Raw genomic sequence first — 23,490 nt, 5'->3', positions numbered from 1 at the left:
CGCCACGTCAATAGCCAAAAGCAGAAGAATAAAACGACAAGAGCTCCGTAGGAGCGGCACCTTTCCCGCACGGATAAGGTGCCGCTCCTACGGAGCTCTTGTCGTTCCTGGCGTGTCGGTTGCTATTGATGTGGCCCCGCTACGCGGCTAATGGACGATGTGGACAGCTTCGATAAAATAAGAGGCCCGCCGGAGCATCCAGCGGGCCTTTTTCTTACAACACGTCTGGTGTTTAGCCCAGCTGCGTGAAGCCGGTGTAGCGGTGCAGCACCTCGGGCAGCTTAATGGTGCCGTCGGCCTGCTGGTTGTTTTCCAGCAGCGCCGCCACGATGCGGGGCAGGGCCAGGGCCGAGCCGTTGAGCGTGTGCAGCAGCTGGGTTTTGTTGTTCTCGTCGCGGTAGCGCAGCTTCAGGCGGTTGGCCTGGTAGGTTTCGAAGTTCGAGGCCGACGACACTTCCAGCCACCGCCCCTGCGCCGCCGACCACACTTCCAGGTCGTAGGTCAGGGCCGAGGTGAAGCCCATGTCGCCGCCGCAGAGGCGCAGCACCCGGTAGGGCAGGCCCAGCTGTTGCAGCAGCCCTTCGATATGGGCCACCATGCCGTCGAGGGCCGCGTAGCTGTCCTCGGGCTTGGCAATCTGCACGATTTCCACCTTGTCGAACTGGTGCAGGCGGTTCAGGCCGCGCACGTGGGCGCCCCAGGAGCCGGCTTCGCGGCGGAAGCAGGGGGTATAGCCCGCGTTCAGGATGGGCAGGCGCTCCGTCGGGATGATTTCGTCGCGGTACAGATTGGTAATGGGCACCTCCGCCGTCGGAATCAGGTACAGGTCGTCGGCGGTGGCGTGGTACATCTGGCCCTCCTTGTCGGGCAGCTGACCGGTGCCGTAGCCCGAGGCCTCGTTGATGAGGATGGGCGGCTGAATTTCGGTGTAGCCGGCATCAATGGCCTGTTCCAGGAAGAAGTTGATGAGGGCGCGCTGCAGCCGGGCGCCCTGGCCCTTGTACACCGGGAAGCCCGCGCCGGTAATCTTGTTGCCCAGCTCGAAGTCGATGATGTCGAGCTTCTTGATCAGGTCCCAGTGGGGCAGCGCGCCTTCGGCCAGCTCCGGCTTCTGGCCCACTTCGCGCACCACCTCGTTGTCGTCGGCCGAGCGGCCGGCGGGCACGCTCGCGTGCGGCACGTTCGGAATACGATACAAGGCATCCTGCAGCTCCTTTTCCAGCTGCGTCAGCTCCTCGGCGGCGGCTTTGGTTTGCTGCTTCAGCTCGGCGGTGCGGGCTTTCAGCGTTTCGGCCCCGGCTTTGTCGCCGCTCTTCATCAGCCTGCCGATCTGCTGGGCCAGCTTGTTGGCCTCGGCCTGGGCGGAGTCGTGCTCGGTTTGCAGCTGGCGGCGGCGCTGGTCGAGGCCGATGATGCGCTGCACCTCAGCGTCGGCATTGGGGAAATTCCTTTTCGCAAGGCCGGCCAGCACGCGGTCGGTTTGCTCTTTCAGGACGGAAACTTGCAGCATAACGCAGTCAAAACACAATGAAACGGGGCAAAAGTAGTGCTTTTCGCCGGGCGCGGCACCGCCGGCGGCTGCCGCCCCAAGCTGGCCCGGCTCGGGGCGGCTACCAGGCCTCCAGGGCGTTTTTTGCGGGTTTGGCCGCGCTTCTCCGGTTCAAAATGCTTTTCCGCCGCGGCCGGATGCGGCTGCGCCTCAGCGGCCTGAACTATATCCTTCCCTGAAAAGTTAAATTCCCAGCCGGCAAATAGAAAAATGCTGCATCCTGTTGGGGCATTTGGGCGTATTGTGTAACATTGCGGAAGCAAGCCGGCGCTGATGCCGGGCCGCCCCCCCTCGCGGGTGAAGCGCCCCGCCTCCGATTTGCTCTTGTTCCGGCGCCCGCAGACTCCAGCTGTTTCCATCGCCCCCGCGCTTCTGCGCTGCTTTCCCGTTGGGTTGTGTGCCGTGGCGTTTCGCATAGGCGAAGCCCCGCGGCAGTTGCCGGGCCTTTCCACCCCGATTTTCCCTCTCCCCGTACCGTTATATGTACACTATTGATGAGCTCAAGGACCGGTTGTTGTCCGAGCTAAAGGAAATTGCTGAATCCCTGAACGTGGGCAATTTCCGCCGCCTGAGCAAACAGGACCTGATTTATAAGATTCTGGACCAGCAGGCCGTCACGCCGCTGGATAAGCTGCCCAGCAAGCGCGGCGCCGAGCCCGAAGCCGCCGCCCCGGCCGCACCAGCCCCCGCGGCGCCGGCCGCCCCGGCCCGCCCCGAGCGCCGCGGCCGCAACGGGGTGCAGAGCGCCGCCAAAGCTTCCGCCGCCGCTGTAGCCGAAGCTCCGGCGGCCGCCCCCGCCGAAACTCCCGCGCCCGCGCCTGCCGCCGAGGCCATTGAAGCACCGGCCGCTCCGGTGGCCGGTGGCCGCAGCCCGCGTACGGGCCAGCGCCCGGCCCGCGGCGGCCGTGCGGCCGCCGCACCCGCTGCCCCCGCCGAAGCTGCCGCCCCCGTAGCCCCGGAAGCCCCGGCCGCACCTGCTCCTGCCGATACTGCTCCGGCCGTCTCGGCGCCTGCCGCTGCGGCCCCCGCTGCCCCGGCCGAAGTTGCCGCCGCGGTAGCGCCCGAAGCGCCTGCCGCCCGCCCGGTGCGCTTCGTGGTGCCGCAGCCCGGCCGCGAGCCGCGCGAAATCCGGCCGGCCGACTACCGCCGCGACGCCCCGCGTACCGACCGCAACCGTCCGCAGGAAGCCCCGGCCGCCGCGCCCGGGCAGCCCGCCCCGCGCCCGGCCGGCGAGCAGCCCCGCCCCATCATCATTCCGCAGCCGCCCCGCGAGGAGCGCGAGCCGCGGGAAAACCGCGACGGCCGCGAGCCGCGCGACCTGCGCCGCGACGAGCCCCGCCGCAACGACGAGCCGCGCCGCCGCGACGAACCCCGGCAGCCGGAAGAGCTGCGCCGCGATGAGCCTCGCCGCACCGACGAGCCCCGCCAGCGCGAAGAGGTGCGCCGGGATGAGCCCCGGCGCGGCGACGAGCCCCGCCGGGAAGACGGCCGCCGCGACGAAGGCCGCCCGCAGGGTGAGCCGCGCGAGCTGCGCCGCGACGAGCCGCGCCGCGGCGACGAGCGGTTCAACCGCGACGGCCGCCAGCCGCAGCAGCAGGGCCAGCAGCGCCCCCAGGGCGAGCAGCAGGCGCCGCGGCCCCAGCAGCCGCAGCGCGTGGAGTCGCTGGAAATCACCATTCCGAGCGAAGGCGCCCTGGAAATGATGCCCGACGGCGGCTACGGCTTCCTCCGCTCGCCCTACTACAACTACCTCGCCTCGCCCGACGACATCTACGTGTCGCAGCAGCAGGTGAAGCAGTACTCGCTCAAGGCCGGCGACACGGTGAAGTGCACGGTGCGCCCGCCCAAGGAAGGCGAGAAGTACTACGCGCTGGTGTCGGTGGAAAGCATCAACGGCCGGACCGTGGAAGACGTGCGCGACCGGATTTCCTTCTCGCACCTGACCCCGCTCTTCGCCGATGAGCGTCTGAAGCTCACGACTTCGCCCACGCAGTACAGCACCCGCATTCTGGATTTGTTTGCCCCCATTGGTAAAGGGCAGCGCGGGCTGATTGTGGCCCAGCCGAAAGTGGGTAAGACGGTGTTGCTGCAGGAAATTGCCAACTCCATCGCCGAAAACCACCCCGAGGTGTACCTGATGATTCTGCTCATCGACGAACGCCCCGAGGAAGTAACCGAGATGCAGCGCACGGTGAAAGCCGAGGTGCTCAGCTCGACCTTCGACGAAACGGCCGACCGCCACGTGAAAATTGCCAGCATGGCCCTCGACAAGGCCAAGCGCCTGGTGGAGTGCGGCCACGACGTGGTCATCCTGCTCGACTCCATCACCCGCCTGGCCCGCGCCTACAACACGGTGCAGCCCTCCAGCAGCCGCATCTTGTCGGGCGGTATCGACGCCGGGGCGCTGCAGAAGCCCAAGCGCTTCTTCGGGGCGGCCCGCAACGTGGAAAACGGCGGCTCGCTGACCATTGTGGCTACGGCCCTGGTGGACACCGGCTCGAAGATGGACGAGGTTATCTTCGAGGAGTTCAAGGGCACCGGCAACATGGAACTGCAGCTCGACCGGAAGCTGGCCAACAAGCGCATCTTCCCGGCCATCGACGTACCGGCTTCGGGCACCCGCCGCGAAGACCTGCTCATGGGCAAGGACGAGCTGAACCGCGTGTGGGTACTGCGCAAGTTCATGTCGGATATGTCGGCCACCGAGGCCATGGAATTCCTCAAGGACCGTATGAAGGGCACCAAGGACAACATCGAGTTCCTGGTATCGATGAACGGGTAGGGCTGATGCCGCCCCGCAAGGAAAAGGCCCGCTGGCAGCTGCCGGCGGGCCTTTTTCATTATAGAGCCTGGTCTGCCGGCCCGGTTCAGGGCCGACGAGGCGTTGGCTGAGCAGGCCCGCAGCGGTACGCGGCCGGCACACGTACAGGCCGGCGGGCAGGCCCGGCAGCGTCACAATGGGGTGCTCCGGGCTGATGGGATACTTTGTATTGGTGTTTTTTGCGAAATAAATATGCTAATGGCCTTTCCATAGGCTTGGTTCCGGCTGGCTACGGCTGGCTTCGACGCTGGCCGTGAACTACTTAATATTGACCAGAAGTTTACCGGGCGACTGAGTAGTTTTGCGCATGAGCCAATCCAACCAAGCCGAACGCCAGCTTCTGTACATCTTCGACCCGCTCTGCAGCTGGTGCTACGGTACCAGCCCGGTGGTGCAGCGCCTGGCCGCAGAGTTTGCCGACCGCGTGCCCGTGACGGTGCTCAGCGGCGGCATGGTGGTGGGCCCCCAGGTGCGGCCCATTCGCCACGTGTGGCCGGCGCTGCAGGAGTCGCACGCGCAGGTGGCGCAGGTGACGGGCGCCGAGTTTGGCGCGGCCTACCAGCGCCTGGGCGCCGAGGGCAGCTACCGCAACGACTCCGAGCCGCCGAGCCGGGCGCTGATGGTGTTCAAGCAGCTCGACCCGCTCAGCCGCGAAGCCGAGTTTGCCCACGCCCTGCAGCGCGCCTTGTTCGTGGACGGGCAGGATCTGAACGAGCCGCAGACCTACGCCGCACTGGCCCGGCAGTTTAGCCTCGACCCCGAAGAGTTTGTGCGCTGGTGGGACAGCGACGCCAGCCGGCAGGCCACCAAGCACGAGTTTGAGGTGGTGCAGCGCCTGGGCGTGCAGGGCTTCCCCACACTGATTTTCGCCCACGGGCAGGACGGCTACGTGCTGGCCCGCGGCTACCAGCCCTACGAGCAGCTGAAAGCCGGCCTGGAGCAGCTGCTGGAAGAAACCGCCGCCCCGGATGCCCCCGAAGCAGGGCAACAGCCCTCGGCCTAAGCAGCCCGATACGCACGCGCCGACACCCAAGCGCCCGGCCTACCACCGATTGGTAAGCCGGGCGCTTGGGTGTCGGCGGGCCGGAAAAGTCAGCTGCCTACGCCGCCGAGGCGCACCACTTGCTTCTTGAGCGGCGACCAGGCAATGCGGCGCCGGTCTTCCTTGCCCACCAGGTAGTCGAAGCTGACGGTGCCCGAGCGGCGGCGCAAATCGTCCCGGCCGGCCCGGTCGAGGCTACCGGGCTGGTAGCTGTCTTTCGGGCCGATGGCGGGCGTGCGGAAGTTCTTGGCGGCGAAAAACTCGTCCATGCGCCGGCGCACGTAGGCTTCGCGCTCCTGGCGGGTGGCCCCGGGCTTGGTCATTTCGTACACCATGCTGGCTTCAAGGTCGGCCGAGCTGAGGGCTTCGCGGAAAATGACGGTGCCGTCGGCGGCCGTGATAGTGAAGGTGGCTTCGCTGCTGAGCAGGGAGTCGCCGCGCAGCACCAGCTGAAACAAATCGGGGGCGGAGGGCGAGGAAAACAGGTGGCGAGTACGCACCACTTTCAGCGTATCCGACTGGGCATTGGTGACCGAGGCGGCGGTGGTATCCAGGGGCTCCGGCGCGGGCGAGTCGGACACGGTGGCGGTGTCGGTGCCAACGGCGGGCGTGCCGGCGGAGCGCTCGGAGGAAGGCGTGGAACAGGCTGCCAGCGCGGCCAGCAGCGTCAGGGTAGGGGTGAGGCGGCGAATCAGCATAGCCCCGTTGTACGCAGCGGCCGGGGGCGGCGTTTGGGCTCAGGGCAGCACGCTGCCGAAGTGCCGCAGCGCCAGCATCAGGATAAACGCCGCGCTCAGGCACAAAGACGACACCTGGTTCATGCGCATGGTGTGGCGGAAGTCGGCGGCGGCCGCATCGTGCCACACGGCCAGCACCCAGCGCGCGAAGAGCAGCACCACCGGCAGCGTGGCCACGGCAAAAATCACCAGGAAAGCCAGCTCCTGCCGCTGCCAGAAGGCGTAGCCCAGCACTGCGGCCCCGGCCAGCAGCCCCAGCCCGGCAAACACGAAAGTGCCGCGCAGGCCCAGCAATAAACTGAGCGTCTGGTCGCCGCGCTGCCGGTCTTCCCGATGCTGGTACACCTGCGTGAGCGGGTAGGAGCCGCACAAAAACAGGCTGCTGACCAGAGCCAGCAGCAGGTTGTCGGGGGCGAGGATTTCCGCCGAGCGGGCCTGCGCGCCTACCTGCGTCATCAGGAACGTAAACGCACCCTGAAACACCACCACCACCAGCGTGCTGATGATGGGGTACTTCTTGAGCCGAATCCGGTCGTAGCTGTAGGCCTTCGATACGAGCAGGTACACCGTCAGCAGCGCGGCAAACTCCCAGCTGATGAGCAGGGCCCCGAGCACGGCTAGCGCGTCGAACAGCACGACCAGGTGCCACAGCGCCGGCGTGACCTGCGGCGGCCGCTCCAAGCCCCCGATGCTGCCCTCGTCGCGGTCGAACCAGGAGTTGTAGCCGTTGGAGGCGGGGTAAGCCAGCAGGTGCAGCACCACGAACACGCCCACCGCCCGCGGCCCCGAAAACGGCTGGCGCAGCGCGCTCAGCGCAAACCAGTACACCGGCATCAGGTACACCGAAAACGGGATGCGCAGCAGCGGCAGGGCTTTTTGGTAATTGGCAGTGGTCAATGATTGAATGATTGAGTGAGCGAATGATTGGTTGGGGCAATGATTGAACGGCTGTTTGGTTGATGGCCAAATGGCTCGACTGAATGGTCAAATGCCCTGGTAGCCAGATGGTCGGTCGTGCTGACGTGAGCAGTTCAGCACGACCGACCATTTGGCCATCGAGCTATTTGCCTGTTAAGAAAATCATTCAGTCATTCCTTCATTCAATCATTGCCCCTTGGGCCAGCCGACGAGGTAGGTTACTTCTGGGCCCTGGGGGTGGCGCACTTTGCCGGCCTGCCACGCGTAGCGGCCGTCGGGGTCGGCGCGGCGGGCCAGCTGCAGCAGCTGCTCGGGCGGGTACATGCGCAGAATGCTCACCACGCCGTCCCAGATGGTGAAGAGCGGAATCAGCGGGACGAGGTAGGTGAAAAACAGCCGGCTCAGGCTGAACGGGCGCACGAAGGGCATGATGCACAGCAGCACCACCGGCAGCACGGTGCAGGCCAGCAGCAGCTCCCACCAGTGCTTGCCCGCCCCCTCGAATACGCCCACGCCGGTGCCCGCCCGCACCGCGTCGCGCAGCAGCGCCTCACCGGGTGCCGGCCGGAAGTGGTGAAAGGCCGAAAACACCGCCCGGAAGCCCGGCAGCGCCGCCGGCACCTGCAGGGCATTCACCGGCTCGGGCACGAAGGCTATGCGGCCGCCGGTCTGCTGCTCGATGTGGCGCCAGGCGGCCGGCTGGGGATAGAGGTCGGTGAGCAGGATGCGCGCCTCGGGCAGCTCCTGCTGCAGGGCCTGCAGCACGTCTTCGGTGCCACCGCCCGCGCCGGCGCACAGCTCCAGCACCTGCGTCTGCCCGGTGCGGCGCAGCCCCTCGGCCAGCAGCGGCGCGATGGGCCGGTAGGTGTGCAGGTGCGTTATCATAAAACGCAGGTAGTCCAGCATGCCGGCCCGCACCACGTTGGGAAACCAGGGCTGGTCTTCGAACTCGAACAGGTGCAGGCGGAGCTTCATAGCGGGCGGGGCAGGGGGCGGAGGGCGCTGACAAGATACGTCGCCGTCCCGATGCCAGCCCAGTTACTGGCTCAGACCCACGGCTCCTCGGCCGCAGGGGCCGGGGCAAACAGCCAGGGGTGGTACAGGTACATGGCGCAGCCCAGCGCGGCCGGCCAATACACCAGGGCAAACAGCAACAGCTCGTCGAGGCCCCCGAACAGGCCGGCCACCAGCAGCAAAGGCAGCAGAAACAATGTGGTGATGCCCAGAGCGGCGGCCACTTGCCGGTGGCGGAAGCTGGCCAGCCGCGGCAGCAGGTAAAACAGCCCGGCCGCCAGCGGAATGGTAATGAGCGAAAAACCCGCGGCCAGCATGGCGCCGAACAGGCCCATCAGCAGGGCATTGCCAAGGCGGCCCTGCCAGACGGCAAACAGCAGCAGTACGCCGTTCATCAGGCCCGCGCCGCTAAGGTTGGTGAGCAGCCACAGCAGCAGGGCGTTGGTCAGGGGTGGTTTGGGTGCGGGCATAGCAGTAGCAGAATAGCGTGGCATTACACCCATGGCTCCTCGGCCACGGCCGCGGCCGGAAACAGCCAGGGGCGGTACAAGTACATGGCGCTGGCCAGTGCCGCCGGCCAGTATGGTAGGGCGCAAGCAAGCAGCCTCCAAGCTGGCTCGCTTATAAAGTCTGTCATACCTACAACCGGCAACAGAAATATCACCGTCGGGCCAAGGCCAGCTAGCCACTGCCGTTGCCAGTAGGCTGTTACCCGCGGCAACAGAAAGAACAGCAGTCCGGCCAGTGGCACACTGGCCAGCGAAACAACCGCTGCTATCAGGCCACCCACCAAGCCGGCAAACAGTCCGAAGGCCGCATCACCATCTCTGATACCCAACAGCAGCAGCAAGCCCACAAACACTGCGCTGCCGCCGGCATTGGTGCAAAGCCACAGGAGCACGGCCTTGTGCCAGGGCGGTTTGGAAGCAATGGGCGGGGCAGCGGACAGCGACATGGTATTAAGTAGAGGATGGTAACTTGGCGGCTGGGCAGCCCGCCCGGCACGCGGCATGGCTGCCCGGCCGATGCCCGCCGGAAAAAAGTCGGGCCCAGAGTTGCAAAGCAGGGAAAAGTTAACCAGCTTTGCAATACAAAGTGCTCTGAATATGAAGCCAGCCGTTGACCCCTTAGCCCAGCTAGCCGAAATCCGCACCATCATGGAGCGCTCCTCGCGCTTCATTTCCCTGAGCGGCTTGTCGGGGGTAGGGGCGGGGGTGGTGGCCCTGGCCGGGGCCGGCTTTGGGCACTGGTACCTGCGCACCCAGTACGGCCCGGGCGGCTTCGTGCGGCTGATGGAGGGCTCGGAGCAGATGCGCCACAGCACCCTGCCCTTCCTGCTGGGCCTGGCCCTGGTCATCATCCTGCTGGCCGGGGGCGTGGCCGTGTATTTCACCCAGCGCCGCACCCACAGCAGCGGCCGTTCGCTCTGGGACCCGGTGGTGCGCCGCCTGTTCTGGAGCATGGCCATTCCGCTGGTGGTGGGCGGGCTGTTCTGCCTGCAGCTCTACCTGCGCGGGGCGGCCGGCCTGGTGGTGCCGGGCATGCTGCTGTTTTACGGCCTGGCCCTGCTCAACGCCAGCAAATACACCCTCGACGAAATCAAGCTCCTGGGCATTTCGGAGCTGGTGGTGGGGCTGGTGGCCACGCTGTTTCCCAACTGGGCCTTCGTCTTCTTCGCTATCGGCTTCGGCCTCTGCCACATCGGCTACGGCCTGCTCATGTACAACCGCTACGAGCGGCAGGCATCGGCGCAGTGAGTAGATGATTGAATGATTGAGTGTTGGGCCCAAAACCGGTTAATTCTTGAATGAGCCTTCAATCACTCAATCAGCAAGTCATGCCAGCATTGACTTACCTTCGCCCCTCGTTTCCGTTTCTCCGCTGATTCTGTGCGCCGCCCCGCCGGTTGCGTTTCCCGCTCGTGAAGCACGCCATCCACCAGCTCAACAAGGCCTTTGACCACCGCGTGCGGCTGGGCGTCATGGCCGTGCTCATGGCCAACGAGGAGGTGAGCTTCGGCGACCTGAAGGAGACGCTGGACCTGACCGACGGCAACCTCGCCAGCCACGCCGCCGCCCTGGAAAAAGCCGGCTACGTGCAGGTCAACAAGCAGTTCATCGGCAAGAAGCCCAATACCACCTTCACCGCCACCAAGGAGGGCCGCCAAGCCTTCCAGGACCACCTCGACACCCTCGAAAAGCTGCTGCGCCGCGACGGGTAAATTTTTTTGCGGCAAAACTTTGAAACACAAAGTTCTTTACAGAAATGAATTTTCTGCGGTACGAACGGTCGGCTGACCATTGGCGCCTTGCCCCGGCCTCGAAGGCCTGGCTGGTGCTGGCAACTGCACTCGGCGCGGTGGCACCGGCCTACGGCCGTTCCGCCCTGGAAGACCTCGACGGCAGCTTTGCCGTGGGCGTGCTGCTGGGCTGGCTGCTGCTGCTACCACTCTTCGGCTTCGGCTGGCCGGCGCTGCTGGGCTGGGCTACGTGCCGCGTGCTGCGGAGCCGACGGCCGGGCTACACCTGCCGGGCTTGGCCCTGCGCCGTGCTGGCCATCGGGGCGGATTGGGCTGGGCGGATGCTGAATTTTGGCTTCGGTTGGCTGGGCTACGCCAGTTTTCTGGTGCTGCCGGTGAGCGGGGCGGTGCTGGGTTACTACCTCGTACGGCGGCCCGCGGCTGGCCCGGCTTGATGGCGGAGGCCGCGGAAAAAGCCATTGGAATACTTCTGAATGCGAATTAATTATTAGCCGAAAACTCACTATGCTGCTCATTGCCTATAATTATTTTACCGAGCTGTACCACGTCGGGTTGTGGTTTGGCTTAATTCTCCTGGTGCTGTACATCGGGCTCCGATTGACAGGCCGAAATCTGACGGCGGTGCCACCGGCAATCCTGGTTTATCTGTTCGTTTTCTGCTGGGCCAAAGCCACGTTTATGGAAGCCTACAACGCCAAGGATATTGTCGGTTACAAGCCCCAAATTCGCACGGAAGGCGGCTGGCTATCCGACAACAGCTACTCTTACGAATGCCAAGAGCCCATTTACGCCCACGAAAGCCGCGGGCACGCCATCCTGTGGCTGGGTCCATTTGTGGCCATGGCCGGGGCCATGCTCTACGACATATCCCGGAGCCGTCGGCACAGCCTGTATATAGCGGCATTATTTATTCCGTTCCTGCTGTTTAGCTATTTATGTATGGCCGGTGAATATTTATTTGATTCGGATTCAAAGCCCTGCAATAGGATGGAATATCATTAGCATAATATCCGCTGATTACGGGCAGGGAAGCTTACCGGCTTTCCTGCCTTAACAGGGGGCTTATCGATTATAAATCACGCATTCACCACCATTTCTGCCCATGAGCATTCTGCGCTACGAACGTCCGGCCAACCCCGCCGCCCCGCCGGACGCGCCCTCTATTGCCCTGGCCCTGTTGAGCCTGCTGGCTATTCTGCTCCTGTCGGCGGTGGTGGGGCTGATCAGCGCGGTGGTTTTGGTGCACGCCGAAGCGGCTGGCCCCACCAACCTGGCCTTGGGGGCGCTGGCGGTGCTGCCTTTTGCCACCCAGGGCGCTACGCTGGTGCTGGTCATCCGGCCCATGTGGCACCGCTGCCAGCACGACCGGCCGGTGGCCGCTACGGTGGCGCTGAGCCTGGGCTGGCTCGTATTTGGCGGCTTGCTGCTGCTGGAGCTGAGCATGTTAGGCCTCAGCGTTGTGCCCTTGAGCCTGGGCTGAGGCCGCAGGTGCAGTTTTTATTTGCCTTTAAACTTTGAAACACAAAGTTCTTTAACATGAACGCCCTCCCGCTTTTCACCCCGACCACGGCTCCTGCCGAAACGGCGCCGCTGAGTGCGCCCGTCTGGCGGCCCGCTCACCTGGTGCTGACCACCGCCCAGAAATGGCTGCTGCCCCTGGGCGTGCTGGCCTTCGATGTGCTGTTCTGGCAGCAGGGCCTGGGCCTGAACTTGGCCCTGTACACCCTGCTAGCCGTGGTGGTGCTGCTGGCGGGGCGGCCCCGCGCCGCCTGGCGCTCCGGTTACTTCCGCCTGGTGCTGGCGGGCACGCTGCTTTCCTGCGCAGCAGTGGCCTGGTACGGCTCGGGCGCGGCGGTACTGGCCTGCACCGGCTCGTTGCTGCTGCTCTGGGGCTACGCCAATCAGCCCTTGCTGCAGCAGGCCTCCCTGGCCTTGCTCACGGGCTTGGGCGCGGCCGCCGAGGTGGTAGCCGGCCTGCCCGCCCTGCTGGTGCGCAGCCTGCCCAGCCGCAGCACCAAGGCGGGCCGCGTGGGCTGGTACGCCCGCCTGCTGCTGGTGCCGGTGCTGATTCTGGGTGTATTCCACATGCTGTTTGTGCTGGCCAACCCGCGCTACGCCGCCTGGGCCGCCGTGGCCTGGGCGCAGCTGGGCCGGTGGCTGGCGGCCTGGTTTGAGCTGCTCTCAATCGGGCACCTGCTGTTTCTGGTGCTGGGGCTGGCCTGCACGGCGGCCGTGCTGCTGCGGGTGCCGCTGCCCGGCCTGGCCCAGTGGGAGGCCCGCTTCGGCGAGTTTACCCTGCGCCGCCGCGACCGGGTGGCCTCCTTCGCCGTGCGCCACCCCCACTTCGGCCGCCACGGCTTCCGCACCGCCGATTTGCGCAAGGAGTACCTGGCGGCCCTGGCCGTGTTCGGGCTGGTGAACCTGCTGCTGCTGGCCGTCAACGCCATCGACGTGCAGTGGCTGTGGTTCGGCTTCGAGCCGGAAAAGAACTTCGACCTGGCCCAGTTCGTGCACGAGGGGACGTACGTGCTCATCTTCAGCATCCTGCTGGCCATGGGCATCGTGCTGTGGTTTTTCCGCCGCAACCTCAACTTCTACCAGCCCGGCCTGCCGGCCCTGCGCTGGGGCGCCACGGTGTGGGTGCTGCAGAACGCGGTACTGGCCGTGTCGGTGGGGCTGCGCAACTACTACTACATCAGCAATATGGGCCTGGCTTACAAACGCATCGGGGTGTGCTTCTTCCTGCTGCTGACGTTGTTCGGACTCGTGACCATCCTGCTCAAGATCTGGCAGCGCCGCTCGGCCTTTTCGCTGGTGCGCCTCAACAGCGTGGCCGCCTACCTGGTGCTGCTGGCGCTGGCGGCGGGCAACTGGGAAATCTGGATTGCGCGCTTTAACCTCACGTCGGACTTCAAGCAGGTCGACTACGGCTTCCTGCTCGACATGCCCGGCCGGGTGCTGCCCGAACTGGTACGCTACCGGGCCGTGCTCGGGCAGATGAAGCAGATTACCCGCGACGACGACAGCGGTTATTACAGCGAAGTTATCGACGCCGAAACCGCCCGGCGCCTGCTCGACGGCCGCGTGCAAAGCTGGCAACAGCAGCAGCGCGAGCAAGCCAGCTGGCAGGACTGGACCTACGCCGACCAATCCGCCTACGCGGAGCTGACCGCCCTAGCCAAGGCCCGGCCGGCCAAGCGCTGAGCCCCCGCCGCCAAGCCCGGATGACCGGCGCCTAACTTTCAGAACACGAGCCGGCGGAGGCTGGCGCATACTTTCCACCCGGTTCCATTCCCGTCCTTGCTATGAATCCCCAACCTGTTTTTCCGACGGCGCACGGCGCCTGGCTGCGGCGCAGCTTCGGCCTGCTGCTCGGCGTGGGCCTGCTGGTGCTCATGCTCCGGTTTATCGACGACTTTCCCGAAATCTGGCAGCGGCCCATCTTCTTCCTGACGGTGCTCGGGGCCAACGCGCTGCTCTACCTGCTGGTCACGCGCCGGGGCAGCCACACGCCCGGCGCCGGCCAAGCCGCCCAGACGCTGCTGGTAGCCGCCGCCGTGCTGGTGCACCTGCTCAGCGGCATCGGGCTGCTGCTGGCCTGCGTGTTCATCTACCTGGACATCAACCCGCACTAGCCACGCGGAGGAGCATGGGTGCTTTCCTGTCGACCGGTTCGCCCGTCGCGCTGCGGCAGCGGCTGCTGCGGAGCCTGGCTTGGACGGCGCTGGGCTTGGGCCTTGACCTAATGGTGTGGTTGGTCTGCGACCCGACTTCCATTGGCCGCGGGGCAGTTGGCAGTGGTGCCCGGCTGTTTCTGCTGCTGCTGGCGAATGTCGGAATGACAGCACTACTCACCCGGCAGGTGGTTGTTTTCGAGCCAATAGACCACCCAGGTGCTAAAATCAGCACCTGGCCAAGCAGGCTGGCGGCCTATAGCTGGTTGCTCGTGCTGCTGCTGCTGACGTGCGCCTGGGTGCTGGCCGATGTCGTGCTGCTGCTGGGCTGGCTGTTCGAGGCCGGCGACTACGGGGACCCGGGTTCGGGCGGTTAACGGCCGGCCGCGTGGCCTGGGCCTGATGCCCCGACGTGAAGCCGGAATAAGCCCGGCGTTTTTCCCTGACTTCCCACTCACTGCTTTCCCGCCGCCCCGCGCGGCTTCCTTGCCATGAACTTTGCCGACTGGACGGCCTATTTCCGCCGCAACAAAAACCACCTGGCCGATGTGAGCTGGGACGACCCGTACCGCCTCACGCCGCGCGAAAAACGCGCCGCCGGCCGCTCCCTGCAGCATTTTCAGCGCTTCGAAACCTCCGAGGGCCAGTACCTGCGCCAGCGGGCCGAGGCTATGCACGACGCCGACTACGCGGCCGCCATCCGCGGGCTGATTGAGGAGGAGGGCGACCATTCGCAGGCGCTGGGGCAGTTTCTGGACCTGCAGCAGCTGCCGCGCCTGCGCCGCTCCTGGGTCAACGACGCCTTCCGCGGGCTGCGGCGCTGGGGCAGCCTCGAAACCACCATCCGCGTGCTGCTCACGGCCGAGGTGGTGGGCACCGTGTACTTCCGCGCCCTCTACCACGCCTCCTACTCGGGCCTGCTGCAGCAGCTGTGCCTGCGCATCATCCGCGACGAGCAGATGCACGTCAACTTCCAGGCCTACACGCTCACGCAGCTGCGGCCGCGGGCTTCGGGGCTGGGCTGGGGGCTGCGGCAGCTGCTGCACGGCGGCCTCACGGCGGGCACGGCGCTGGTGGTGTGGCTGTGCTTCAACCGCACCCTCTGGGCCGGCGGCATGGGCCCGGTGGGCTTCTTCGCGGCGGTGGCCGAGGAGTGGGACCGGGCCTGCGGGCTGCTGCGCCAGCCGGGCCGCATCGAAATCCGGGAGCCGCAGCCGGCCGGCCGGCCCGGCGCCGGCCGCAGCGTCGGTAGCACCGGGCCGGCCAACCTATCCGTCGGCTTCTAAGCTGCCCGCAGTCATGAACCAGCCTAACACTGCTCAGCCGGTGGCGCCGCCCCTGGCGTCGGCAGAACTGGCCCGCTACTTAGCCTTGGCCCAGCAAGTCAAGGACACCATTACCATCGTGTGCATGAACCTGCTGCTGCTGGTACCGATAGCCTGGCCCGGCCTGGTGCTGTACGGGCTGCGCTGGCGCCTAACGCGCCGCGGCGTCCGGCCCGGGCGCTGGTTGTGGGGGCTTACGCTGATTCACGAGCTGCTCTGCCTCTGGCTGTTTGCCGGCATCCGGCCCGGCTCCGACCTGGGCGGAATGGAGCCGTTCGGCCTTAGCTACGTGCTGGGGACGCTGCTGTCGGTTGCCGCGCTGCTGACGGTGCTGAGTCTGGACGCCGCCGCGCCAACCACGCACCCTGCCCCGCCCGCCGATGCCGACTAAGCTGCTGCCCCTGGCCCGGCTGGCCGTGCGCCTGGCCCCGCGCGGGCTGTGGCTGCTGCTGGCCGGCGCGCTGCTGGCCGCGCTGAACCTGGGCTTCCGGCGCGAGATATGGCCGAATACGCCCGCGGCCCAGTCGTTTTTCGAGCTGCTCCTGCTGCTGTGCGGGCTGCCGCTGCCCTGGCTGCTGGCCCGCACCGCCCAGCTGTTGGGCCGGCAACTGCGGGGCTGGTTCTGGCGCCTGCTCTGGCAGCTGGCGGCCGCGGGCGGCTACGTTGGGGCCTTTTTTAGCTCCGTCGCCGGCTTGTTCGGGCTGGCTTACCTGCTGCTGCGGCTGGTCAGGTAAGTCGCTGATTTTCATTGTCACGATTCCGCTTATCCCCAACCCGCTATGCCTGCTTCCTCCTCCGCTGCTACCGCCGACCGGCCCGTGAGCGGCCTGCGCAATTACCTGTCCCTGCTGCTGCTGTTCGTGCCGGCGGTGGCCTTCGGGGCGCTGCTGCTGCTCACGCCGGGGCTGGCCCAGCGCCTGCACCTGCAAGCCGCGTTTCCGTTCGTGCCCTGGCAGTTCTGGGTGGTGCTGCTGGCCGGGGCCGCCGCCACCTACGGCGGCGTGGCCGACTGGCGCTACCACCGCAACCCCCTGCACCTGAAGCTGCCGGCCAAGGAGCGCGACGCCGAGGCTCTGGCTCTGGGTGCCGGCGGCGTGCCCATGTTCGGGCTGATGTGGCTGGCCATGCTCAGCCCCCAGCCCAGCCGCTACCTGGTGCCCATTGTAGTGGTGCTCATCTACACCGTGGTGGCTATTTGCTACGACGAGTTCGTGTTTCACCGCAAGCGCTGCGGCCCCGAGGAAACCGCGTACCACCGCCTGCTGGTGTTCGGCAATGGCCTGGCCTGGCTGGCCTGGTTTCACTTCATCTACGGCTGATGCGGGCCCTGCGCTACCTGCGCCGCGCCCACCAGGAACTGGCCCGGCAGCCCTCGCCGCCCGGCCGCGTCGGCTTCGGCCCCGGCGCCCGGTGGATGCACCAGCAGCTCGGCCGCCTGCGCCCCCCGGGCGCGCTGCCGCCTTTCGACGCCCGCTTGCCTTACGAGCGGTACGGCTGGCTGAAATACGGCCTGTGCGGGCTGTCCGCCGCGCTGGTGGCCGCCCCGCTGCTGGCCGCTGGGCGCTGGGGCGGGCTGCCGCTGGCGGGGCTGGCGTTTTACCTGGTCGAAATTCACCTGCTGTTCGTCTTCCCGCTGCTGCTCGACCAGCACCCGCGGCCCCTGCGCCAAAGCGCCCGGCTGCTGCACCGGCGCATAGGCGTAGGGCCGGCCCTGCTGACGGTGCTGCTCATTGCGGCGCACATGCTGCTGGGTTTGCTGCGCCCGCGCCGCCCGCTGCTGCACTGGTACGCCGGCTGCCTGGCGGTGCTGTACTGGTACGAAGACGTGCGCCAGACGTGCCCCGGCGCTGAGTGCGGAACAGGTCCTCCCAACGCGCTCCAACGGTCTGCCCCGGCAGTTGTCAAGAATTATGGCTGGTCAGTCACCATTCCTGACAAACACTGTCAAGAATTTCGGGCCGCCGGTAAGAATTCCTGACAGGCTCTGGCAAGAATTTCAGCTCGTGGGGCAGAATTGTTGCCAGCCGTTGGAAATAATTCCAGCTGATGGGTCAGAATTGTTGCCAGCCGTTGGAAATAATTCCAGCTGATGGGTCAGAATTGTTGCCAGCCGTTGGAAATAATTCTGGCTGCTGGGGCAGAATTATTTCCACGAGCTAGCCCAGGTTTGTCAGGCCAAACCAGATTTTCCCACTTTCCTGATGAGAGTCAGAACAATCCGGTTCTTGGTGCTGGCACCCTTGCTGATGGTGGCCCTGCTGGGGCTGTACCTGGGGCTCTTCAGTCGCTCCAGCCGCGTGTACGGCCGGATGAAGCAGGTCGAAATCGGCATGACGCGGCAGCAGGCTACGCAGCTGCTCTCCCCGCCCGACACCGCGTACTGGTGGGTGGAAGAAGCTGACTCGGTGCTGGTGCTGCACTACGATATGGGCTTCGGCGCCCCGGATGCCCTGTGCGTGCTGGTCCGGCGCGACACCGTGACGGCCGTGGTGTACAACCAATAACGCTTCGACGCTTTGCTATGCCCACCCCCGACCTGCTGATTCGCCGCGAGCAGTACCGCAGCAACGCCCCGCACGCCCCGCTGCGCCTGCTCTACCTCTCCGATCTGCACTTCACCGCCCGCAGCGACGCGCTGGCCGCCCGCATTGCCGCCCTGGGCGCGGCCGAAGCCCCGCAGCTCATCCTGCTCGGCGGCGACTACGCCGACACGCCCGGCGGCCGCCGACCCCTGGCCCGCCTCGTGGCCGAGCTGGCCCGGCTGGCGCCCACCCTGGCCGTGGCCGGCAACCACGACCGGTGGCTGGGCCTCGGAGCCATTCGCGCCGCCATTACCGATGCGGGCGGGCAGTGGCTGGAAGGCCAGCGCCGGCAGCTGCAGCTGGGCGGGCTACGGCTGCACCTCGACGGCAACCTGCCGCCCGAGCCGGGCGCGCTGGCCCGGCAGGCCGGGCAGCTGCGCCTGCTCTGCGCCCACCGCCCGCCCAACCTCGCCCGCCTGCACCCGCACTACGACCTCATTCTGGCCGGGCACCTGCACGGCGGACAGGTGGTGCTCTGGCAGCGCGGCGCCCAGCTCTTCCCCGGCCGCTGGCTCTACCGCTGGAACGGCCTGCGCTACGCCCGCGGCGGCTGCCGCCTGCTCGTCAGCCGTGGCCTGGGCGACACGCTGCCCCTGCGCCTGGGCTGCCCGCGCGAGCTGCTGAGCGTGGCGCTGGGCTAAGCCGCCGCCCGCCCCGGCCGCCAGCGGTTATATTTGCACTTCCGCCGGTGCGCGCGCGTTGTGGCCGCCCGGTACATTCTGCCCGATGCCCCCGAAAGAAGACGCTCCGAAAGCCGCCCGCCCGTCGAAAACGCCCCGCCCCAAACGCAGCTGGCCCAACCGCCTCTCGCGCATGGCCTGGGCCGCGTTTGCCGTGCTGGCCGGTTTTTTTCTGCTGCTGCCCCTGCTGGTGGCGTCCAACTTCATGTTCCTGTTCGGCAAGTCGCCGAGCCTGGAGGAGCTGGAAAACCCCAAGGTGGAGCAGCCCTCGGAGGCCTACACCGCCGACGGCGTGCTGCTGGGCCGCTACTACCGCGAAAACCGCTACCCCGTGCCGCTCGACAGCATGTCGCCCTGGCTGGTGAAGGCCCTGGTAGCCACCGAGGACGTGCGCTTTGAGGAGCACTCGGGCATCGACCCGGAGGCTTTGGGCGGCTCGGTGCTGGCGGCCCTGCGCGGGCAGAAGCGCGGCGGCTCCACCATCACCCAGCAGCTGGCCAAAAACCTCTACAAAACCCGCCGCGAGGAGCAGGGCGCCCTGGGCAAGGTGCCGGTGGTCGGCACGGTGGTGGCCAAGCTCAAGGAATGGCTGACCGCCGTGGAGCTGGAGCGCCGCTACACCAAGCCCGAAATTCTGCGCATGTACCTGAACACCGTGGATTACGGTTCGCAGGCCTATGGCATCAAGGTGGCGGCCAAGACGTTTTTCAGCACCACGCCCGACAGCCTGACGCCCGAGCAGGCCGCCGTGCTGGTGGGCGGGCTGAACAACCCCACGGCCTTCAACCCCAAGTTTCACCCCGAAGCCGCCACCCGCCGCCGCAACCTCGTGCTCACGCGCATGGCCCAGGCCGGCGTGCTGCCCGCCGAGCGGGCTAAAGCCCTGCAGGCCCAGCCCATCGTGCTGCAGTACCAGGTGGAAAAGCACGTCGACGGGCCCGAGAACTACTTCCGCACCGCTATCAGCCAGTTCGTGAACAGCTGGTGCGAGCAGAACGGCTACGACATGTACCGCGACGGGCTGAAGATTTACACCACCATCGACTCGCGCATGCAGGCCCACGCCGAGGAGGCCGTGGAAAAGCGCATGCGCACCCTGCAGCGCACCTTCGACAACTTCTGGCGCAACCGCGACTCCCAGCCCTGGGTGGACGAGCAGGGCAAGGAAATTCCGAACTTCATCGAGACGCAGATCAAGCGCACCGAGCTGTACAAGCGTCTGGCCGAGCAGTACAAGGGCCGCCCCGACCAGCTGGAAGCCGCCCTGCGCACCAAGCGGCCGATGAAAGTCTTCACCTGGAAGGGCGACGGCGACACCACCCTGCTCATGTCCCCGCTCGACTCGCTGGCCTACTACAAGCACTTCCTGCACGCGGGCATGATGTCGATGGACCCCTACACCGGCTACATCAAAGCCTGGGTGGGCGGGCTGAACTACCGCTTCTTCCAGTACGACCACGTGAAGCAGGGCCGCCGGCAGGCCGGCTCCACCTTCAAGCCCTTCGTGTACCTGACGGCCATCGATAAGGGCTACGCGCCCTGTGACCGGATTCGGGACCAGCGCGTGACCATCAAGTACGTGGAGAACGGCAAGCCCATGGAGTGGCAGCCCGACAACGTGACCCGCGAGTACACCGGCTCGAATATGACCCTGCGCCACGCCATGGCCCGCTCCGTCAACTCCGTGACGGCCCAGCTGACCGAGCGCGTGGGCTGGGACGAGGTGGCCAAGTACGCCCACAAGGTCGGCATCCGCAGCAAGCTGCTCGGGGTGCCCAGCATCGGCCTCGGCTCCGGCGGCGACGTGAGCGTGTACGAAATGGTCAACGCCTACAGCACCTTCGTCAACGGCGGCTTCCGGCCCGAGCCGCTTATTGTCACGCGCATCGAGGACCGCAACGGCAACGTCATCAAGCAGTTCGACCCCCAGCAGAAGCCCGCCATTTCGGCCGAAACGGCCTGGCTGATGCTCTACATGCTGCGCGGCGGCATGGAAGAGCCCGGCGGCACCTCGCAGGGCCTGTGGGAGTACGACCTGTGGGACAACGACAACCAGATTGGCGGCAAAACCGGCACCACCTCGAACTACTCTGACGGCTGGTACATGGGCGTGACCAAAGACCTGGTAACGGGCGTGTGGGTTGGCGGCGAGGACCGCAGCATCCACTTTTTCCGTACCGAGCAGGGCGAAGGCGGCCGCATGGCCCTGCCCATCTTCGGCATGTACATGGAGCGCGTCTACAAGGACACCGACCTGGGCATCAAGCCCGGCCACTTTCCCAAGTACCCCGGCAAAATCTCGCGCAAGTACATCTGCTACAGCGAAGACGACCGGCCGCGCCGCCGCCGCGACGAGGTTATCGACACGCTGGTGGCCGACAACCTGCTGGAAAAGCTCAACAGCAGCCAGGGCGGCAACATCCCCGACAGCCTGCCGCAGCCGTAGGGAAATAGGAGATGACGCCAGTGGCGGATCGGCCGTTGGTGGTGTAGCGCGGGCTTTAGCCTGCATCCGCGTGCACAAACCCGACGGATGAAGGCAGCCGAACGCGGGCTAAAGCCCGCGCTACCTGCGCGCGTCTCCGTTTGCCGGAACAAGCCGCAACTTGGGTTGGGAGCTAGCCTTTGGTTTTCTGCTGCCTGCTTACTGGCCTGTAGCTTTCCTCCTACCAGGGCAGCGGCTCCCCATTATCGGGCGTTGTATGGGCTGGTGCCGGCTCCGGTGCGGCGACTGGCTTCGTACGAGCGGGCGGCCGCCGAAACCACCAGGCGGCCAGCCCCGCCACCGCCAAAGACAGCAGCTGAAACCAGCCCCGCCAGCCGCCCGGCGTGGGTAGCGGCGGCTGCACGGCTACGGCATTGCCCCAGACCAGGAAGGCATCGGCAATGGGCAGTTGCCCGAACAGGTAGCTACGCCGCCCACCGCTGGTGTAGGCCATGCCGAAGGCGCTGAGCGAGTTGCGCAGCCCCGCGGCCAGCACCGGGTCGCCGTAGAGCTGGGCCGTGCGCCGCCCCACCAATGCCCCAGAGCACCGGTCCGGAATCCACGTCGCCCAGTCCAAACTGCCCCTGCGGGTACTCCCGGATGCCCGGCAGCCCCAGCCGGCTGGCCACGAAGTAGCGCCGGTACAGCCCGTACTGCTGCCGCCCGAACGCCGGGTCGATGTCGTGGAGCAGGGCCAGCATCAGGCTCTGCGAAGCGCCGCGGGCCCCCTGCCGGACGCGCCCGGTGCGCGGCTCCACCTCGTGCGGAATCAGGCCCAGCGTGTCCAGCCGCGTCTGCACCCGGCGCAGCCAGCCCCGGATGACGGGCTGGTAGCGCGGCGGGTACAGCCGGTTGTGCACGGCCAGGGCGGCCACGCACACGGCCGCATCGGCGGGCCAGGCGGCACCGAAGTAGGATTCGGGAAAGGGAGAAGCCGTGTCGGGCAGGGCATCGGCAATCCGGGCGCAGGTCTGGCGGAAGCGGGCTTCGTCGGCGGGGCGGCGCTCGGCGGGCGTTTCGGCCAGCAGCTGCCGGCCCAGCGGGTAGGCCAGCCAGCCGTTGTAAAAGGCGCCGTAGGGCAGGGGCAGGTCGGCGTCGAAAATGGCCCGGCCCTGGCCCGACGCTACCTGCGCGCCGGCCCAGCGGCTTTCGGCCAGGGCCTGCCGGTGCAGGGCATCAGTGGCAGGTACGGCGGCGGCCACTTCGCTCCAAGCCAGGCCGTAGAGCGCGTTCAGAAACACGAAGCCCTCGGGGTACAGCCCCTGCATGTCGGTGGCCGCGCCCTGGTGCAACTTCGGCTGCAGGTGCCGCAGCTGGGCCAGCACGTCGGCATCGAGCGGGCGGCCGGCTAGCTCCGCGGTGGCGGGCTGACGCAGCAGGGCCACGTTCAGTTACAGCAGATAAGCCAGCACGAGCAGCAGGGGCACACGCAGCAGGGCTTTCAGGGCTTTGAGCATACCCGCAAGATGCAGCCCCGGCGCGGCTTATTGGTCCTCGCAGCCGCAGTCCTGGCACTCCTGCAGCGTCTGAAAAGGCACCACGCCCGCGCAGCCGCCCCAGGTGAACTGTTCGCAGCGGCCGGTTTTCTGGTTGTAATAATACTTCGGCATGGCTGCCATGCACGGACCGGTGTTGGGCTCCAGCCGGCACTGCTCGGGCAGGACCCGGTCTTTGTCTTCGCAGCTGAGCAGGGTAGCGGCGCTGAGTAGGAGTAATAAGGCAGAGTATATGGTTTTCATAGACTGAGGACCTGCCCGCCCGGCATAAGGTTGCAAGCCGGTACGTATCAATTAGTTGACCGGGCTGCGGCCGGCTTTCCTGATACGCGCCAGCTCGGCTGCGTAGGCCTCATTGGTGCTGGCGGGCATAGCAGGCTCACTCCGAAAGCGGAAGCCCAGAAACTGGCCGTAAATAGTCCGGATTCGGCGCTCTGTCAGCTTCGCGTCGAACACCGGCCCAGCGGCGGTCAGCTCGTAATAGCAGATCGGGTTGTAAGTGGTGTACTCGCCCCGGTCGCCCCCCACTTCGTTGCTGGTCAGCATTCCGGCCAGTTCCAGCGGAGCGTCGTCGTCGAGCTGAGCCGCCCCGGTGATGAAGACCGGCAGCGTATCGGTCACGGTGCCGCGCCCATTGCTGATGCGCAACTGCAGCAGCAGGTTCAGGTCGCGGTTGTTTACTTCCAGCAGCACCGTCGCGCCCCTTGTGCCATCGGCAAACGTGGTGGGGTAGGGGCGCCGGGCGGCTTCGTACTCGTTGGCGCTGTCCTGATAAACGAGCTGGCCAGCGTGCAGCACCTGCAGGTGGCTATACAGCGTCAGAGCCGAATCCAGTACTTCTGGCCGGCCCAGGCGCAGTACCACGCCGTGCGGCAAGCGGACCTCCCTGGCTGGCTTGGCGGCAACG

At 66.5% G+C, this 23,490-nt stretch carries 28 protein-coding genes; 18 read left to right on the top strand and 10 right to left on the bottom strand.

The window, feature by feature from the left end; all coding sequences use genetic code 11:
• Window positions 1–232 precede the first annotated feature (232 nt).
• Entirely contained in the window at window positions 233–1,510 is a 1,278-nt protein-coding gene (gene serS / locus EJV47_RS11485; RefSeq protein ID WP_126693291.1) for a serine--tRNA ligase, read from the bottom strand.
• A 520-nt stretch (window positions 1,511–2,030) separates the two neighbouring features.
• On the opposite strand from serS, the gene rho reads away from it, so the two are divergent.
• Both rho and EJV47_RS11475 read left to right on the top strand, forming a co-directional pair.
• Window positions 2,031–4,331, top strand: coding sequence for a transcription termination factor Rho (rho, locus tag EJV47_RS11480; RefSeq protein WP_126693290.1), 2,301 nt, complete (start codon window positions 2,031–2,033; stop codon window positions 4,329–4,331).
• 346 nt (window positions 4,332–4,677) lie between these two features.
• A complete protein-coding gene (locus EJV47_RS11475; RefSeq protein WP_126693289.1) occupies window positions 4,678–5,373 on the top strand; it encodes a DsbA family protein in 696 nt (231 codons plus the stop codon).
• Window positions 5,374–5,462: 89 nt separating this feature from the next.
• Here EJV47_RS11475 and EJV47_RS28025 read toward each other — a convergent pair whose 3' ends face one another.
• From EJV47_RS28025 to EJV47_RS11450, 5 genes are all read right to left on the bottom strand, one after another.
• Window positions 5,463–6,110 (bottom strand): hypothetical protein, encoded by a 648-nt coding sequence (locus EJV47_RS28025; RefSeq protein WP_165903712.1) that lies wholly within the window; start codon window positions 6,108–6,110, stop codon window positions 5,463–5,465.
• 39 nt (window positions 6,111–6,149) lie between these two features.
• The gene (locus EJV47_RS11465; RefSeq protein ID WP_126693288.1) at window positions 6,150–7,046 is read right to left on the bottom strand and encodes a UbiA family prenyltransferase; all 897 of its coding nucleotides are present in this window, start codon (window positions 7,044–7,046) and stop codon (window positions 6,150–6,152) included.
• A 207-nt stretch (window positions 7,047–7,253) separates the two neighbouring features.
• Window positions 7,254–8,042, bottom strand: coding sequence for a class I SAM-dependent methyltransferase (locus tag EJV47_RS11460; protein WP_126693287.1), 789 nt, complete (start codon window positions 8,040–8,042; stop codon window positions 7,254–7,256).
• Window positions 8,043–8,113: 71 nt separating this feature from the next.
• Window positions 8,114–8,551: a hypothetical protein gene (locus tag EJV47_RS11455; protein WP_126693286.1), complete on the bottom strand. Its 438-nt coding sequence runs from the start codon at window positions 8,549–8,551 to the stop codon at window positions 8,114–8,116.
• Window positions 8,552–8,574: 23 nt separating this feature from the next.
• Window positions 8,575–9,036, bottom strand: a complete 462-nt coding sequence (locus tag EJV47_RS11450) for a hypothetical protein (protein ID WP_126693285.1) — start codon at window positions 9,034–9,036, stop codon at window positions 8,575–8,577.
• 151 nt (window positions 9,037–9,187) lie between these two features.
• Between EJV47_RS11450 and EJV47_RS11445 the strand changes: the two genes are divergently transcribed.
• From EJV47_RS11445 to EJV47_RS11375, 16 genes are all read left to right on the top strand, one after another.
• Window positions 9,188–9,838, top strand: a complete 651-nt coding sequence (locus tag EJV47_RS11445) for a hypothetical protein (RefSeq protein ID WP_126693284.1) — start codon at window positions 9,188–9,190, stop codon at window positions 9,836–9,838.
• A gap of 164 nt (window positions 9,839–10,002) precedes the next feature.
• A complete protein-coding gene (locus EJV47_RS11440; protein ID WP_126693283.1) occupies window positions 10,003–10,302 on the top strand; it encodes a winged helix-turn-helix domain-containing protein in 300 nt (99 codons plus the stop codon).
• A 44-nt stretch (window positions 10,303–10,346) separates the two neighbouring features.
• Window positions 10,347–10,775, top strand: coding sequence for a hypothetical protein (locus EJV47_RS11435; RefSeq protein ID WP_126693282.1), 429 nt, complete (start codon window positions 10,347–10,349; stop codon window positions 10,773–10,775).
• A 70-nt stretch (window positions 10,776–10,845) separates the two neighbouring features.
• The gene (locus tag EJV47_RS11430) at window positions 10,846–11,343 is read left to right on the top strand and encodes a hypothetical protein (RefSeq protein WP_126693281.1); all 498 of its coding nucleotides are present in this window, start codon (window positions 10,846–10,848) and stop codon (window positions 11,341–11,343) included.
• 100 nt (window positions 11,344–11,443) lie between these two features.
• Window positions 11,444–11,821 (top strand): hypothetical protein, encoded by a 378-nt coding sequence (locus EJV47_RS11425; RefSeq protein WP_126693280.1) that lies wholly within the window; start codon window positions 11,444–11,446, stop codon window positions 11,819–11,821.
• 56 nt (window positions 11,822–11,877) lie between these two features.
• Entirely contained in the window at window positions 11,878–13,545 is a 1,668-nt protein-coding gene (locus EJV47_RS11420) for a DUF4153 domain-containing protein (RefSeq protein WP_126693279.1), read from the top strand.
• Between the two features lie 101 nt (window positions 13,546–13,646).
• Complete coding sequence (locus EJV47_RS11415) at window positions 13,647–13,976, top strand: hypothetical protein (protein WP_126693278.1); 330 nt, start codon at window positions 13,647–13,649, stop codon at window positions 13,974–13,976.
• Between the two features lie 14 nt (window positions 13,977–13,990).
• Window positions 13,991–14,392, top strand: coding sequence for a hypothetical protein (locus tag EJV47_RS11410; RefSeq protein ID WP_126693277.1), 402 nt, complete (start codon window positions 13,991–13,993; stop codon window positions 14,390–14,392).
• A gap of 114 nt (window positions 14,393–14,506) precedes the next feature.
• Window positions 14,507–15,301: a ferritin-like domain-containing protein gene (locus tag EJV47_RS11405; RefSeq protein ID WP_126693276.1), complete on the top strand. Its 795-nt coding sequence runs from the start codon at window positions 14,507–14,509 to the stop codon at window positions 15,299–15,301.
• A gap of 13 nt (window positions 15,302–15,314) precedes the next feature.
• Window positions 15,315–15,731: a hypothetical protein gene (locus tag EJV47_RS28410; protein ID WP_207895880.1), complete on the top strand. Its 417-nt coding sequence runs from the start codon at window positions 15,315–15,317 to the stop codon at window positions 15,729–15,731.
• Window positions 15,721–16,074, top strand: a complete 354-nt coding sequence (locus EJV47_RS28405) for a hypothetical protein (RefSeq protein ID WP_207895879.1) — start codon at window positions 15,721–15,723, stop codon at window positions 16,072–16,074. The genes EJV47_RS28410 and EJV47_RS28405 overlap by 11 nt, the downstream gene beginning before the upstream one ends.
• A gap of 45 nt (window positions 16,075–16,119) precedes the next feature.
• A complete protein-coding gene (locus EJV47_RS11395; protein ID WP_243651117.1) occupies window positions 16,120–16,659 on the top strand; it encodes a hypothetical protein in 540 nt (179 codons plus the stop codon).
• Window positions 16,659–17,318 carry a hypothetical protein gene (locus EJV47_RS28400; protein ID WP_207895878.1) on the top strand — a complete coding sequence of 220 codons (660 nt, stop codon included), beginning with the start codon at window positions 16,659–16,661 and terminating at the stop codon, window positions 17,316–17,318. The genes EJV47_RS11395 and EJV47_RS28400 overlap by 1 nt, the downstream gene beginning before the upstream one ends.
• A 223-nt stretch (window positions 17,319–17,541) precedes the next feature.
• Complete coding sequence (locus tag EJV47_RS11385) at window positions 17,542–17,844, top strand: hypothetical protein (RefSeq protein WP_126693275.1); 303 nt, start codon at window positions 17,542–17,544, stop codon at window positions 17,842–17,844.
• Between the two features lie 17 nt (window positions 17,845–17,861).
• A complete protein-coding gene (locus EJV47_RS11380; protein ID WP_126693274.1) occupies window positions 17,862–18,563 on the top strand; it encodes a metallophosphoesterase in 702 nt (233 codons plus the stop codon).
• An 85-nt stretch (window positions 18,564–18,648) separates the two neighbouring features.
• Complete coding sequence (locus EJV47_RS11375; RefSeq protein WP_243651116.1) at window positions 18,649–21,048, top strand: transglycosylase domain-containing protein; 2,400 nt, start codon at window positions 18,649–18,651, stop codon at window positions 21,046–21,048.
• Window positions 21,049–21,268: 220 nt separating this feature from the next.
• Here the strand turns inward: EJV47_RS11375 and EJV47_RS11370 are convergent, their stop codons facing one another.
• From EJV47_RS11370 to EJV47_RS11355, 4 genes are all read right to left on the bottom strand, one after another.
• Window positions 21,269–21,541 carry a hypothetical protein gene (locus EJV47_RS11370; RefSeq protein ID WP_126693273.1) on the bottom strand — a complete coding sequence of 91 codons (273 nt, stop codon included), beginning with the start codon at window positions 21,539–21,541 and terminating at the stop codon, window positions 21,269–21,271.
• Window positions 21,513–22,472, bottom strand: a complete 960-nt coding sequence (locus EJV47_RS11365; RefSeq protein WP_126693272.1) for a hypothetical protein — start codon at window positions 22,470–22,472, stop codon at window positions 21,513–21,515. The genes EJV47_RS11370 and EJV47_RS11365 overlap by 29 nt, the downstream gene beginning before the upstream one ends.
• A 99-nt stretch (window positions 22,473–22,571) precedes the next feature.
• Entirely contained in the window at window positions 22,572–22,826 is a 255-nt protein-coding gene (locus tag EJV47_RS11360) for a BPTI/Kunitz domain-containing protein (RefSeq protein WP_126693271.1), read from the bottom strand.
• Between the two features lie 51 nt (window positions 22,827–22,877).
• Entirely contained in the window at window positions 22,878–23,447 is a 570-nt protein-coding gene (locus EJV47_RS11355) for a hypothetical protein (RefSeq protein WP_126693270.1), read from the bottom strand.
• Window positions 23,448–23,490 lie beyond the last annotated feature (43 nt).

The sequence above is a fragment of the Hymenobacter gummosus genome, assembly GCF_003970915.1.
Lineage (GTDB): Bacteria > Bacteroidota > Bacteroidia > Cytophagales > Hymenobacteraceae > Solirubrum > Solirubrum gummosum.
This window is presented reverse-complemented; position numbering and strand designations above follow the sequence as displayed.

Coding starts and splice junctions, on each gene's coding strand:
- EJV47_RS11455 (WP_126693286.1), bottom strand. CDS start 8,551: ATGCCCGCACCCAAACCACCCCTGACCAACGCCCTGCTGCTGTGGCTG.
- EJV47_RS11370 (WP_126693273.1), bottom strand. CDS start 21,541: ATGGCCTACACCAGCGGTGGGCGGCGTAGCTACCTGTTCGGGCAACTG.
- EJV47_RS11410 (WP_126693277.1), top strand. CDS start 13,991: ATGGGTGCTTTCCTGTCGACCGGTTCGCCCGTCGCGCTGCGGCAGCGG.
- EJV47_RS11360 (WP_126693271.1), bottom strand. CDS start 22,826: ATGAAAACCATATACTCTGCCTTATTACTCCTACTCAGCGCCGCTACC.
- serS (WP_126693291.1), bottom strand. CDS start 1,510: ATGCTGCAAGTTTCCGTCCTGAAAGAGCAAACCGACCGCGTGCTGGCC.
- EJV47_RS11380 (WP_126693274.1), top strand. CDS start 17,862: ATGCCCACCCCCGACCTGCTGATTCGCCGCGAGCAGTACCGCAGCAAC.
- EJV47_RS11395 (WP_243651117.1), top strand. CDS start 16,120: ATGCCTGCTTCCTCCTCCGCTGCTACCGCCGACCGGCCCGTGAGCGGC.
- EJV47_RS28025 (WP_165903712.1), bottom strand. CDS start 6,110: ATGCTGATTCGCCGCCTCACCCCTACCCTGACGCTGCTGGCCGCGCTG.
- EJV47_RS11375 (WP_243651116.1), top strand. CDS start 18,649: ATGCCCCCGAAAGAAGACGCTCCGAAAGCCGCCCGCCCGTCGAAAACG.
- EJV47_RS11445 (WP_126693284.1), top strand. CDS start 9,188: ATGAAGCCAGCCGTTGACCCCTTAGCCCAGCTAGCCGAAATCCGCACC.
- EJV47_RS11415 (WP_126693278.1), top strand. CDS start 13,647: ATGAATCCCCAACCTGTTTTTCCGACGGCGCACGGCGCCTGGCTGCGG.
- EJV47_RS11430 (WP_126693281.1), top strand. CDS start 10,846: ATGCTGCTCATTGCCTATAATTATTTTACCGAGCTGTACCACGTCGGG.
- rho (WP_126693290.1), top strand. CDS start 2,031: ATGTACACTATTGATGAGCTCAAGGACCGGTTGTTGTCCGAGCTAAAG.
- EJV47_RS28400 (WP_207895878.1), top strand. CDS start 16,659: ATGCGGGCCCTGCGCTACCTGCGCCGCGCCCACCAGGAACTGGCCCGG.
- EJV47_RS11405 (WP_126693276.1), top strand. CDS start 14,507: ATGAACTTTGCCGACTGGACGGCCTATTTCCGCCGCAACAAAAACCAC.
- EJV47_RS11435 (WP_126693282.1), top strand. CDS start 10,347: ATGAATTTTCTGCGGTACGAACGGTCGGCTGACCATTGGCGCCTTGCC.
- EJV47_RS28410 (WP_207895880.1), top strand. CDS start 15,315: ATGAACCAGCCTAACACTGCTCAGCCGGTGGCGCCGCCCCTGGCGTCG.
- EJV47_RS11420 (WP_126693279.1), top strand. CDS start 11,878: ATGAACGCCCTCCCGCTTTTCACCCCGACCACGGCTCCTGCCGAAACG.
- EJV47_RS11460 (WP_126693287.1), bottom strand. CDS start 8,042: ATGAAGCTCCGCCTGCACCTGTTCGAGTTCGAAGACCAGCCCTGGTTT.
- EJV47_RS28405 (WP_207895879.1), top strand. CDS start 15,721: ATGCCGACTAAGCTGCTGCCCCTGGCCCGGCTGGCCGTGCGCCTGGCC.
- EJV47_RS11425 (WP_126693280.1), top strand. CDS start 11,444: ATGAGCATTCTGCGCTACGAACGTCCGGCCAACCCCGCCGCCCCGCCG.
- EJV47_RS11475 (WP_126693289.1), top strand. CDS start 4,678: ATGAGCCAATCCAACCAAGCCGAACGCCAGCTTCTGTACATCTTCGAC.
- EJV47_RS11385 (WP_126693275.1), top strand. CDS start 17,542: ATGAGAGTCAGAACAATCCGGTTCTTGGTGCTGGCACCCTTGCTGATG.
- EJV47_RS11450 (WP_126693285.1), bottom strand. CDS start 9,036: ATGTCGCTGTCCGCTGCCCCGCCCATTGCTTCCAAACCGCCCTGGCAC.